The following is a 12,495-nucleotide window of genomic DNA, read 5'->3' on the forward strand; positions in this document are numbered from 1 at the left end:
CCGGCCCCGAGGTGCCCGGCGCCGTGCCGTGGACCGGCCCCGGGACACCCGGCGGGACGGAACCGGCCCTCAGGGGTCCGCGGCGGACGGCGTACGAACTGCTCCGCGCCGCCGCCGAGTTCCTCACCCTCCATCACACCGAACAGCGTCTCGGCGACCCGTCGCGGCGCATCGCCGCCGCACGGGCGGAGATAACGGAGACGGGCACGTACCGCCACACCACCGAGGAACTGGTCTTCGGCGCCCGTGTCGCCTGGCGCAACGCCAACCGGTGCATCGGGCGCCTGTACTGGCACTCGCTGCGGGTCCGCGACCGCAGGGAGGTGCGGACGGCACGGGAGGTCGCCGACGCCTCCGCGGACCACCTGCGGGAGGCCACCCGCGACGGCCGCATCCGGGCCCTCATCACGGTCTTCGCGCCGGACGAGCCGGGCCGCCCCGGCCCGCGGATCTGGAACGAACAGCTCATCCGGTACGCCGGTTACGCGCGCCCCGACGGGAGCGTGACCGGTGACCCGCGCAACGTCGGCCTCACCGCGCTCGCCCGGCGGCTGGGCTGGCCCGGCGGCCCGGGCACCCCCTTCGACGTCCTGCCCCTGGTGGTCCAGGGCGCCGGTGAGGGGCCCCGCTGGTTCACGCTGCCGGACGACGCGGTGCTCGAAGTGCGGCTGGACCACCCCGAGTACACGTGGTGGCGTTCGCTCGGACTTCGCTGGCACGCCGTGCCCGCGCTGGCCAACATGTGCCTGGAGATCGGCGGCATCTGCTACCCGACGGCGCCCTTCAACGGCTGGTACATGGGCACCGAGATCGGCGCCCGCAACCTCGCCGACGCCGACCGTTACGACCTCCTGCCGTTCCTCGCCGAGCGCCTCGGCCTGGACACCCGCACCGACCGCTCCCTGTGGAAGGACCGGACGCTCGTCGAACTCAACCGCTCGGTCCTGTACTCGTTCGACCGCGCGGGCGTCACCGTCACCGACCACCACACCGAGTCCCGGCACTTCCTCACCCATCTCGGCCGCGAGGAGCGCAAGGGCCGCCGCGTCGGCGCCGACTGGTCGTGGATCGTGCCGCCCATCTCCGGCAGCGCCACGCCCGTCTTCCACCGCACCTACGAAACGCTGGAGCAGCGACCCGCGTACGTGCACCACCCCGAGGCGCACGAACGGGCGCGCGGCGGCAGTGGGGAGGTCTTGGTCTAGACCGCAGGCCGATGGCTGCTACCGTCGGCCCCGAGCAACGCGGGGACCGAGAGGGGTCGGCAGTGGCAGACGGTGGCAGGCGGGAACAGCGGGCGTTCATCGGCTCGTTCACGGCGGCGGGGGGCCCGGGAGTCCTCACCGCTGCCGTGGACCGCGACAGCGGTGCGCTGACCCTCCTGAGCACGGTGGGCGGGGTGCCCGACCCCTCGTACCTCGCGCTGTCACCCGCCCGCGACATGCTCTACGCGGTCAGCGAGACGTCCGACGGCGCGGTGGCCGCGTACCGCGTGGGCGGCGACAAGCCCGAGCCGGCCGGGCCCCCGGTGCCGGTCGGCGGCAGCGGCCCCACACATCTCAGTGTCTTCGCCGGACACGTCCTCACCGCCAACTACGGCTCCGGCAGCGTCACCGCCGTGCCCGTCCGCGCCGACGGCACGCTGGCCGGCGCCGCCACGAGCGTGCTCCAGCACACGGGTTCCGGGCCGCACACCCGGCGCCAGAAGAACCCGCACGCCCATCAGGTGCAGTCCGACCCGAGCGGGCGCTGGGCGGTGAGCGTCGACCTCGGTACGGACTCGGTGCGGGTGTGCACGCTGGAGGGCGGGAGGCTCGCGCTGCACCGCGAGATCGCGCTGCGCCCCGGCTCCGGACCGCGCCACCTCGCCTTCCATCCCCGGGGCGAACACGCGTACGTACTCAATGAGCTCGCGCCCACCGTCACCGTGTGCCGCTGGAACGCCCTGGAGGGCTCGCTGCGGCCCGTCGGCGAGACGTCGGTGCTCTCGGGTGCCCCGGACGGCGACGCGTACCCCTCGGGCATCGTGGTGTCGCCCGACGGCCGCTTCGTGTGGACCGCCACGCGGGGCCAGGACGTCGTCTCCGTCCTGACGCCCGACGCGACGGGTGAGGGCCTGCGGCTGGTCGCCACGGTGCCCTGTGGAGGCGCCTGGCCGCGGGCGCTGGCCGTCGGCCCCTCCGGACGCTTCCTCTACGTCGCCAACGAGCGCTCGGGGGACGTGACCTGGTTCGCCGTCGACCCGGACACGGGGGTGCCGCGGCGGGGCGGCTCGATGCCGGTTCCGGCGGCGTCCTGCGTGGTCTTCGGCTGATCCCGCCACCAGCCGTGTGGCCGGGCGCGAGGACTCGCGCGAGGGAGCACGAGGACCCGCGCAGGGTTGCACGAGGACCCGCGCAGGGTTGCACGAGGACCCGCGCAGGGATGCGCGAGGACGCGCGCGGAAGTGCGCTGGGGATCGCGCACGCGCAGGGGTGCGCGGGAAGATCGCTCAGGGGTGTGCGAGGGCTCGCGTGGCCCGGTGCCGGGACGCGCGGCAGCCTGCGAGCGCGAAGGCGGAAGGGCCCGTTCCTGGGATCAGGAGCGGGCCCTTCGGAGTGCGAGAGGGGTACGGGGGCCGGTCAGCGGACCGGCGCGCCCTGCGGCTGCTGCGGGGCGATGCCCAGCGCCGCCGTGTACTTGGCCAGCGCGAGCTTGCCGATCGCCGGGTACGGGCCGAGCGCCTCGGCGGCGGAGCAGCCCGCCTCCTTGGCGGCCTCCTCCAGCAGGCCGGCGTCGATCTCCGGGCCGATCAGGTACGGCGCGAGCGCCAGCTGCTGCGAACCGGAACCGCGCAGCTGCTCGGCGGTGGCCGCGATCGCGCCCTCCTCGTCGAGCGCCGCCGCCATCACCGGCACGGCGAGGCGCGCGGCGAGCAGCATGCCGGTGATACCGGCCGCCTGTACGGCGTCCTCGCCGCCCACGGAGGCGAGGATGATGCCGTCGGCGGCCGTGGCCACGGTGAACAGCCGGGCGCGGTCGGCGCGCGCCAGACCCGCCTCGGACAGGCGTACGTGCAGCGCCTCGGCGAGCAGCGGGTGGGGACCGAGGGAATCGGTCAGGTCGGCCGCGACACGGCTGTCCATGACGGCCTGGCGGATGCGGCGCAGCAGCGCGTTGTCAGGGCCGGCGAGCAGCGGCACCACGACGGCGACGGGGCCGTCGGGCTCGGACACGTCGGCACCGGCGGCACGGGCCTGCTCGAAGCGGGCGGTGCGCTCCTCGGCCGCGCGCGCGAGCACGGACTGCAGCGTGGGGAACTCGGAGTCGTCCCCGTCGAGGTACCCGATGCGGGCGTCGAGGCCGGGCAGCTCGGAGCGCGCGATGCTCACGACCTCCTCGGCGAGGCTGCGCGTGGCCGCGCTGGAGGTGCCCGGCACCGCGAGGACGAGCGCGGGCGCGCCCTCGGGAGCCGCCAGGGGCTCCGGACGGCGGTGCCGCCCGGGCTGGCGGGGTCGCGGCATTCGTACTGGCAGGCCGGACGCGGGCCCAGTGGGGGAGCTCATGGCGCCGCATGTTACTGGTTTCCTGGGCTCCCCTGTTCGGGGAGGGTGCAGGTGAGCGGTATCCGTCCGGTTTTGTCGGATGAGTTACGCGTGGATCATAAATGATCAGTAATGCCGGACATGCCTGCGCTGTGAGGGGCCGTCGGGGCCGCGGCGAGCGTCAACTGCGCTGGTCCGGGCAGGCTTCGGTGCGTATGCGGGGCGTCCGTGTGTGCCAGTAGAGTGACGGACCGTGGCACCACGACCTTTGTACGAACTTGTTGAAGCGGGCTGGGCGAAGGCCCTCGAGCCCGCGGCCGAGCGCATCGCCGCCATGGGCGACTTCCTTCGGGCCGAGATAGCGGCGGGCCGGACCTACCTGCCGTCCGGGGCGAATGTCCTGAGGGCCTTCCAGCAGCCCTTCGACGACGTGCGGGTCCTGATCGTGGGTCAGGACCCCTACCCCACACCGGGTATGGCGGTCGGGCTGAGTTTCGCGGTCTCGCCCGAGGTGCGTTCGCTGCCGGGCAGTCTGGAGAACATCTTCCGGGAGATGCACTCCGACCTCGGGCTGCCCAGGCCGTCGAACGGCGATCTGACGCCGTGGACGCGGCAGGGCGTGCTGCTGCTCAACAGGGCACTGACGACGGCCCCGCGCAAGCCCGCCGCGCACCGCGGCAAGGGCTGGGAGGAGGTCACGGAGCAGGCCATCCGGGCGTTGGCCGCGCGCGGCAAACCACTGGTGTCGATCCTGTGGGGGCGTGACGCGCGAAATCTGCGCCCGTTGCTGGGGGACCTTCCGGCGATCGAGTCCGCGCACCCGTCTCCGATGTCGGCGGACCGGGGCTTCTTCGGTTCGCGGCCCTTCAGCCGGGCCAACGACCTGCTGCTGCGGCAGGGCGCCCAACCGGTGGACTGGCAACTGCCGTAGGCCGCGGCCCTCGCGGAGACCACGGGGCCGCACGGGTGCACGCGCTCGTCGCACAGGTGGACGCGCATGTCGCACAGGCACGTGTCGCGAGGCAGGCACGTGCCGCGCGACAGGGGCGCTGCCGGAGGGGCCCTGAGGGGCCCTGAGGGGCTCTGCCTCTTCGATGTCAGCTGAGAGGTCGGCGCGACTGCTCCCGGATCCGGTCAGCGGCCTTCTCGGCGATCATGATCGTGGGCGCGTTGGTGTTTCCGCTGGTGACGGTGGGCATGACCGAGGCGTCGACGACACGGAGGCGCTCGACCCCGTGGACCTCCAGATCCGGGCCGACGACGGAGCGTTCTCCGGTTCCCATGGCGCAGGTGCCCACCGGGTGGTACGACGTGGCACTCCACCCGCGGACATGTTCTTCGAGGGCCGCGTCGTCCAGGGAGTCCAGGGAGTCCGGGTCGTCGGCGGCCGGCAGATACGACCGCGCCAGGTAGGCGGCGAAGGGTGCGCAGTGGGCGATGCCCATGACCGATCTGAGTCCGGCGACCATGACCTTCATATCCGCGGGCACCTCGAAGTACCGGGGATCGATCAGCGGTGGGGCCTGCGGATCGGCGGACGCGAGGCGGATGGTGCCGCGAGTCCGAGGGTTCAGGCCGACGCAGTTCATCGTGAACACCGGCCGGTCCGGTACTTCCTCGCCGCTGAGAATGAGTGCCGTGGCCCCGCCGATCAGTTGGACGTCAGGACGGCTGCCGCCGTCCGTCACGTCGAGGAACGCGCCGACCTCGCCGTAGTTGGAGGCGAAGGGTCCGTCGCCCTGGGCGCGCCATCGTTCGAGGTTGTCCGGGGTGAGCAGGTCGCGGACGACATCGGTGGTGTTCCGGGTCTCCCACACGAGGGGAGCCATCAGATGGTCCTGCAGGTTGCGCCCGACCCCGGGCAGGGCGACGCGGACGTCTATCCCCACGTCATGCAGCTCGTCGGGATCGCCCATGCCCGACAGCATGAGCAGCTGGGGGGAGTTGACGGATCCGCCACACAACAGGGTCTCCATGTCGGCGTGGGCCACCCGCTCCTGACCGTCCAGGAGATAGGTGACGCCGGCCGCGCGTGATCCGTCGAAGACGATCCCCGTTGCCAGGGCATCGATGCGTACCGTGAGATTGGGCCGGCCGAGGGCCGGGCGCAGATAGGCGTCGGCCGCGGACCACCGCCGTCCGTGATGGCAGGTCACCTGGTACGGGCCGACACCGACGGGGGACGCACCCGCGAAGTCGTCGTTGGGATCCAGTCCCCATGCCGCGGCGGCGTCCAGCCAGCTCCGTGACAGTTCGTGGGTGTAGACGCGGTCCTCGACGTGCAGGGGGCCGTCCGACCCGTGGTACGGCGGGCCGAGGCGCCGGTGCGACTCGGACTTCACGAAGTACGGCAGGACGTCGTCGTAGCCCCAGCCCGTCGCTCCGTACTCGTCGCGCCAGCCGTCGTAGTCGTGCCGGTTGCCCCGGATGTAGATCATCACGTTGGTGGAGGACGAGCCGCCCAGCACCTTGCCGCGGGGCCAGGAGAAGGTGCGGCCCTGCCTGGCCTGCCCGACCGTCCGGTAGCTCCAGTCGGCCTGCGATCCGAAGAGCATTCCGAGGGCGGCCGGGGTGTGTATGAGTTCGTCGCTGTCGGGGCCGCCCGCTTCGAGGAGCAGCACGCGGACCCGGTCGTCGCGGCTCAGACGGTTCGCGAGCACGCAACCGGCGCTGCCGGCGCCCACGATGACGTAGTCGAAGCCTTCGGTTCCGGTGGAGTTCATGATGGCTCCCTCACCCGGCGGACGCCGTCGCCCGGACTCGCCCGGGACGGGCGACGTGGGCCCGCCGTCGGATCAGGGGTGGTAGATCGACTGGAGTTGCTGGTAGGCCTGAAGCCCCTCGGGCCCCAGCTCGCTGCCGAGGCCGCTCGCCTTCCTGCCGCCGTAGGGCGAAGTGAGGTCGGGGAGATAGCCGTTGAGTCCGACGGTGCCCGTCCGGATTCGGCGGGCCACCTGGGCACCATGGTCCACGTCCGTGGTCCAGACGGTTCCGGCCAGGCCGTACGCCGACTCGTTCGCCAGGCGCACCGCCTCGTCCTCGCCGTCGTAGGGCGTGACGGTGAGGACCGGGCCGAAGATCTCCTCCTGCGCGATGGTCGACGAGTTCTCGACGTCGGCGAACACGGTCGGTTCGACGAACCAGCCCCGGTCGAGGCCGGCCGGCCGGCCTCCGCCGGTGGTGAGCCGGGCTCCCTCGTCGAGGCCGGTCCTGACGTAACCGAGTACACGTTCTCGCTGGCGCGGGCTGACCAGCGGGCCGATCTGGGTGCCGGGGTCGAGCGCGTCACCGACGACGGCGTCACGGGCCATCGTCGTGCAGAACTCGACCACTTCGCCGTACCTGCTGCTCGGGGCCAGGACCCTCGTACTCGCGTAGCAGGTCTGACCGTTGTTGAGCAGACCGGCCATGAAGAACTGCTCGGGGTCCGCGGCGAGGTCGGCGTCGTCGAGGACGACGGCGGCGGACTTGCCTCCCAGTTCCAGGGTCACTGGTCGTAGCAACCCGGCGCACGCGGCGGCCACTTGGCGGCCCGCTCGGGTGGAGCCGGTGAACGACACCTGGTCGACGCCGGGGTGGGAGACCAGATACGCGCCGGTGTCGCGCCCGCCAGGAACGATGTTGATCACGCCGGCGGGGAGGTCCGCCTCCTCGACCGCCTGCGCCAGCAGCACCGAGTCGAGGACCGTCTCCGGTGCCGGCTTGAGGACGAGCACGCACCCGGCCGCCAGCGCCGGGGCAATCTTGAAGAAGGCGATGGTCTGGGGGAAGTTCCAGGTCATGACGGCAGCCACGACGCCTGTGGGTTCCCGGCGGACCAGGGTGGTGCCACGGGGCAGCCCGGCACGCAGTTCTTCGGACGCCATCCCGTCGGCAAGTCCCGCGTAATAGCGCAACAGGGCTGATGGCACCACGCCTTCGAAGGACCGGGCGACCGTGATCGGCATGCCGTTCTGCGCGCTGACAGCGGTGGACGTCGCCCCGCTCCTGGCATCGAGCGCGTCCGCCAGACGGATCATGGCGGCGGCGCGACGTGCGGTGGTCCAGGAGGCCCAGCCGGTCGGTGCGTCGAATGCGGCACGCGCGGCTGCGACCGCTCGGTCGATGTCGGCCGGGGAGCCGTCCGGGACGGTGCCGAGGTGATCGCCGGTACTGGCGGACACGGCGTCGATGACGCGGGCGCCGGACGCGTGCACCCAGTGTCCGTCGATGAACAGATGGTGGGGATCCATGGTGAACTCTTCCCTGGCGGGCCACATCCGTGACGCCCCTTGCGGCGGGAGAACGCACCTCGTGAGGAGCGCTTCGTATGGTTCATTCCTGAATAAATGCGACATTACACCCATCTGGGGTAACGCGTCACCAGATGGGTAGAACGGGGATGGAAAACTTTGGCACCGCCCCAGGGAGGGCGGTGTGGGCAGGCCGGGTCCGGTGCGCGGCACCGCATCCCGAGCACCGCACCTCAGGAGAGGTGGCACATCGTGCGGACATATGGCGGAGCGACGGCGGAACAGCGCGTTTCGCTCCGCCGTCGGCGCCTGCTGGACAGCGGCCTCGAGCTCTTCTCCAGCCGGGGATACGCCCACACCTCCATCAGCGCGGTGCTGCGCCACGCCGGACTGAAGGACAGGTACTTCGCGGAGAGCTTCTCGTCCCTCGACGACCTCATGGCGGCGCTCATGAGAGAGATCTACGAGGAGCAGATCGACCGGTGCACCGAGGCGGTCAGCACGGACCAGCCGTTGCGCGACCGGGCTCGAAACATGATCGACGTCGTCGTCGTACTTCCTCTGGAGGACCCGAGGAAAGGCCGCGTCAAACTCACGGAATCCCTGGGTGCCGGTCCCCTCACGGCGCGCGAACGGCGCCTGGGCCTGCAACGGATGAGCGGGCTCGTGGACGCTCTCCTGAGGGAGCGGCTTCTCGACCCCCGTATCGACACGGCCACGATGTCCGTGGCCGTCGTGGGCGCCGTCAGCGAGATGCTGCTGAGCTGGTCCAGCGGAGTCCTGGACGTCTCCAGGGCGGAGCTGGTGGATCAGGGCCTCCTCCTCTTCGAGGCCATCACCGAGCACACCCCGGCGACATCGCAGGGCTGAACGACGGCACGTGTCGGTCGGGGGCGCCTGTTGACGACGTCTGTCGACGGTCCGTCCGCGGAGGGCGGAGGACGGAAGGCATCGGGCATCGGGCATCGGGCGGAGAGCGAAGGCAGCGCTGGAACGGACGCGTCGCCGGGCGCCTTGTGAGCAGCGGAGGGACCGGGACCGTATGGGAGGGCGACATGACATGTCCGTGCGGTCGTGAGGAGGACGCCGTTGATGGCGGCATTCCGTGGTCCGAAGGTTTTGAACGTGTGGCTGTGGAGATGGCGGCGCAACCCGCTGCGGCGGCGCAGTGACGCCCTGGAGGCCTGGATCGTGCTCGTCGCCGGAACACTCACCGTGTTCGGCGGGGTGCTCGCCGGCCTGCTGGCGACGCAGTCCGTGGAGCACGGCCTCGCCCGGCAGCGCGCCGAGTGGCACTCCGTCCTCGCGCTGCTCGCCGACGACGTGCCGAGGACGACCGCGTCGGCGACCGGCGCGGACATGGTGTGGGCGAAGGTCCGCTGGACCGCGGCGGACGGCTCACCGCGTGCCGGCCAGGCGCGGGTCTCCGTCGGCAGCCACGCGGGCACCCCGGTCACCGTGTGGACGGACGACGACGGCCGGCTCGTCACCAAGCCCGCCTCACCTTCCCAGGCCCGGTTGCGCGCCTCGCTGGTCGGGATCCTGATGGGGGTGAGCGCCGCGGGCGTGCCGTTCATGGGCGGGCGGCTCCTGCGCGGACACATGGAACGGCGCCGTATGGAGCAGTGGGACGAGGAGTGGCAGCGGATCGGGCCACTGTGGGGACGGAAGACCGGCTGAGGACGATGTCCTCGACGCGCCACTCAGCGCGGCTCGTCACTCCCTTCCGATGCGGCGCGAGTGCGCGCCGTGCGTCGCGACGGGGCGAACGTCGCCTGCCGCGGCGCCGGCCGGGCGCTCTCCAGGGCGGTCCGGCAGGCACGCAGCAGTTGTTCGTCCTCGACGATGTCGTGGCTGCTGTGCCCGGCGGACCGCGCCTGGTGCCGTCGCGGTGCGGCGAGTTCCGTCCGGAGCAGATCGTGTGCGGGTGTACCCGCCGGACCCATCCGGCCCAGGCGCACGGCCAGCGCGCCACGCGTGTACACGTTCCGTTCCCAGGCCGAACGGAGCGCCGTGAGGACCGGATCCGGATCCCCGGCGACGTCCCACAGGGCCCCTGCGGCCGCCGCCTGTTTCCAGACGTCCTCCGACACGGCCATGCGGCGCAGGTCGGGCAGCGCGGCCCCCGCCGCGGGACCCAACCACCCCAGTGCTTCGGCACTCGCGCGGGCGTGTTCCCCTCGTGCCAACTCCCGCCGCAGCACCGGCAGTACGGCATCCGCGTCCCCCTCCACCGACCAGAGCGCGGACGCCGCCGCCACCGCGAACTCGCCGTCCAGCAGCTCGCGCAGGGCCGGTAGCGCATCCCGCGCCGCCGGTCCGAACGCGCCGACGGTCTGCGTGGCCGCCTTCACCAGCCATTCCCGGCCGCGCAGTTCGACCGGCATGCCGCGCAACAGCCGCAGCACCTCCGGCAGCGCGTCGGCGTGCCGCAGCCCGCCGAGTGCGAACAGCAGCGGCGCGGCGCGGTCGTACGCGTCGGGCGAGTCGAGGGGCACCTCGCCGAGCCGTGCGCGCAGCAGCGGGCCGAGCGGTTCGGCCGCGGCACCCAGGAACTTGATGGTGTATCCGGTGTCGTGCGGCACGACCGGGCCGCTCAGCACTTCGGCGAGCGCGGGTACCGCTCGCCGGTCCCCGGCCCTGGCCAGCGCCTTGAGCGCTCGGCCCAGCGCCGCCGCCCCGCGCTCCCACCGGTGTATCGAGTGCTCCGGACCGGTGGCCACCAGGTCGGCGAGGCGGTCGGCGGCCGGTCGGGCCAGGGCGAAGAGATCCTCCAGGACCGAGACGGCCGCGTCACGCAACCGCTCGTCCCCCAAGAGGAGTTGCTCGCCGATCAAAGCGACCGGCTCCTCGTACGATCCGCGCCATTCGCGGAACAGCCCCGCCGACATCCACACGGCGTTGCACCGGTCGGTGGCCGATTCACTCGTCAACTGCCCGTTGAGCAGGGCGATCCGTTCGGCCGTCCGCCCACCGAGCGCGGTGTGCAGCGTCCGCAGGAGCTGAGCGCCCTCCTCGTCGGCCGGGCGCAGGCGTCGCAGCTGACCGATGAGTGTGTCCGTGTCGGGCCTTTCGGGCAGGTCCTCGACCCGGGGCCACCGGGATCTGGCCCTGAGGAGCTCGACGACGGTGGACACGAGGTCGACGGGCAGGCGGTCGGGGGCGCAGCCGGCGAGCCGGCCGAGCGCGGCGAGCCGCAGCCCCGGGTCGTGCGGTGCGCGACAGAGCGCGACCAGACGGTCCACCGCCGCGGCGCCGACCGCCGGACGCAGGCGCGCGAAGAGGCCGAGGGCCTCGGCGAGCGCCGGGCGGACGCGCTCCTCCTGTTCCTCGTCGAGCCGCTCCGCCAACAGCCCGAGCACCCGCTCCGGTTCGTCGAGGAAGCGCGTCAGCGCCGTCGCCGCCGCCCGGCGCACCTCCGGGTCCCGGTCCCCGACCAGCTCGGCGAAGACCGCGGCACCCGCCCGCACCGCGGTCCGGGCCATCGCGTGGTTGTCGACGGTGGGATCCGCACCTTCGAGCGGTCGCTCCCCGGCGGGATCCGCGTCCTCGATCGGCTGTTCGTCGGTGGGCGCGCCGCCGCCGATGCTGACGAGCAGCTCCACGACGCCGCTCCGGTCGGGGAGTTCCGGCCGCGCGACGAGTGCGAAGAGGAACGGGATGCACGCGAGTGTCGAGTCGTACACATCGCCCTGGTGGTGTACGGCCCCGTACATGCCGTCGAGCGCTCTCTCCCGCTCCTGGGGGCTGGGCGAGGCCAGCCCCCGCAGCAGTCGCGGAACTTCCTCCGCGCTTCCGTAGGCATGCTTCATCGAGGCCCAGGCGACCTCGTCGATCCCCGTGAACACGGCGTCCTCCCCGGACATACGTCAACTGAGCGCGAGTGTGCACCACGGCACTGACAGCCGACGTCCGGCCGCGAGGATCCCGGTTCCGTCCGTCCCGGCCCGGTCGGGCCCCGTCCCGTCTCCTGGGCCGACGGGGCTCCCTAGACTGGGACGGTCCACACGGCGGCCGGGGCGGTTCGCGCGAGACGATCCCGGCGAGGGGGAGGAAACACGGTGGCGACAGAGGTCGGCGGCTTCGACGATCCGTCCGCCGAGGTGCTGGCGGAGGCGGCCGCGGCCTTCGGGCTGCTCGCGTCGTCGGCACGGCTGCACATCGTGTGGGCGCTGGCGCAGGGCGAGAGCGACGTCACCGGCCTTTCCGAGCGGGTCGGCGGTGCGTTGCCCGCGGTGAGCCAGCACCTCACCAAGCTGAAGCTCGCCGGCCTCGTACGGTCCCGGCGCGAGGGCCGGCGACAGGTCTACTTCGTCGACGACCCGGACGTGGTGACCGTCGTACGCCTCATGGTCGGACAACTGACGGACCGGGCCGACCGGTCCGGGCTGCCCGCCCAGGCGGCAGGGCGGCGGTTGCGCGGCTTCGGCGCCTGAAGGCGGCGCGACCGTCCAGCACGCCCCGCACGTCCAGCGCGCCGTCCAGGACCTCTGCCGGACACCGCCCGCGCGCTCGGCAGGTCCCTGCGCATCCCCAAGAGCGAGGCCAAGGCGATGAAGGACGGGAATCCCGCGGCCACCACCGAGCCGGGCACCCACCCGGGCACGGCCGCGGACGCCGTCCGGAACGCCGCCGGGCAGGCCGCCCCGCGCACGACGGCCGACGTTCCGGGCACCGCGCACTGACGCTCCCGGTGTCCCCACCGGGTCGGCGCACCGGGCCGCCCGGTACGGACACCG

Annotated in this window: 11 protein-coding genes; 7 read left to right on the top strand and 4 right to left on the bottom strand. The window is 72.6% G+C overall.

The window, feature by feature from the left end:
* The first annotated feature begins 98 nt into the window (after positions 1-98).
* Positions 99-1,205, top strand: a complete 1,107-nt coding sequence (locus OG199_RS36665) for a nitric oxide synthase oxygenase (RefSeq protein WP_356802884.1) — start codon at positions 99-101, stop codon at positions 1,203-1,205.
* 62 nt (positions 1,206-1,267) lie between these two features.
* Complete coding sequence (locus OG199_RS36670) at positions 1,268-2,314, top strand: lactonase family protein (protein WP_405833112.1); 1,047 nt, start codon at positions 1,268-1,270, stop codon at positions 2,312-2,314.
* A gap of 307 nt (positions 2,315-2,621) precedes the next feature.
* Here the strand turns inward: OG199_RS36670 and OG199_RS36675 are convergent, their stop codons facing one another.
* Positions 2,622-3,545, bottom strand: coding sequence for a hypothetical protein (locus tag OG199_RS36675; protein WP_356802876.1), 924 nt, complete (start codon positions 3,543-3,545; stop codon positions 2,622-2,624).
* Between the two features lie 232 nt (positions 3,546-3,777).
* Between OG199_RS36675 and OG199_RS36680 the strand changes: the two genes are divergently transcribed.
* Positions 3,778-4,455 (top strand): uracil-DNA glycosylase, encoded by a 678-nt coding sequence (locus OG199_RS36680; RefSeq protein WP_356802874.1) that lies wholly within the window; start codon positions 3,778-3,780, stop codon positions 4,453-4,455.
* Positions 4,456-4,621: 166 nt separating this feature from the next.
* Here the strand turns inward: OG199_RS36680 and OG199_RS36685 are convergent, their stop codons facing one another.
* Together OG199_RS36685 and OG199_RS36690 are read right to left on the bottom strand one after the other, a co-directional pair.
* Positions 4,622-6,247 carry a GMC family oxidoreductase gene (locus OG199_RS36685; RefSeq protein ID WP_405833114.1) on the bottom strand — a complete coding sequence of 542 codons (1,626 nt, stop codon included), beginning with the start codon at positions 6,245-6,247 and terminating at the stop codon, positions 4,622-4,624.
* A 72-nt stretch (positions 6,248-6,319) separates the two neighbouring features.
* Positions 6,320-7,756, bottom strand: coding sequence for an aldehyde dehydrogenase (locus OG199_RS36690; RefSeq protein WP_405833116.1), 1,437 nt, complete (start codon positions 7,754-7,756; stop codon positions 6,320-6,322).
* A gap of 252 nt (positions 7,757-8,008) precedes the next feature.
* Between OG199_RS36690 and OG199_RS36695 the strand changes: the two genes are divergently transcribed.
* Complete coding sequence (locus tag OG199_RS36695; protein WP_356802868.1) at positions 8,009-8,626, top strand: TetR/AcrR family transcriptional regulator; 618 nt, start codon at positions 8,009-8,011, stop codon at positions 8,624-8,626.
* A 222-nt stretch (positions 8,627-8,848) separates the two neighbouring features.
* Positions 8,849-9,436: a hypothetical protein gene (locus OG199_RS36700; RefSeq protein ID WP_356802866.1), complete on the top strand. Its 588-nt coding sequence runs from the start codon at positions 8,849-8,851 to the stop codon at positions 9,434-9,436.
* 23 nt (positions 9,437-9,459) lie between these two features.
* Here OG199_RS36700 and OG199_RS36705 read toward each other — a convergent pair whose 3' ends face one another.
* A complete protein-coding gene (locus OG199_RS36705) occupies positions 9,460-11,622 on the bottom strand; it encodes a HEAT repeat domain-containing protein (protein ID WP_405833119.1) in 2,163 nt (720 codons plus the stop codon).
* Between the two features lie 195 nt (positions 11,623-11,817).
* On the opposite strand from OG199_RS36705, the gene OG199_RS36710 reads away from it, so the two are divergent.
* Positions 11,818-12,192: a metalloregulator ArsR/SmtB family transcription factor gene (locus tag OG199_RS36710; protein WP_266697018.1), complete on the top strand. Its 375-nt coding sequence runs from the start codon at positions 11,818-11,820 to the stop codon at positions 12,190-12,192.
* Between the two features lie 117 nt (positions 12,193-12,309).
* On the top strand, positions 12,310-12,441 hold the full coding sequence (locus tag OG199_RS36715; protein ID WP_405833121.1) for a hypothetical protein: 132 nt from the start codon (positions 12,310-12,312) through the stop codon (positions 12,439-12,441).
* The last annotated feature ends 54 nt before the right edge of the window (positions 12,442-12,495 follow it).

This window comes from Streptomyces sp. NBC_01176, assembly GCF_045039825.1.
GTDB lineage: Bacteria > Actinomycetota > Actinomycetes > Streptomycetales > Streptomycetaceae > Streptomyces.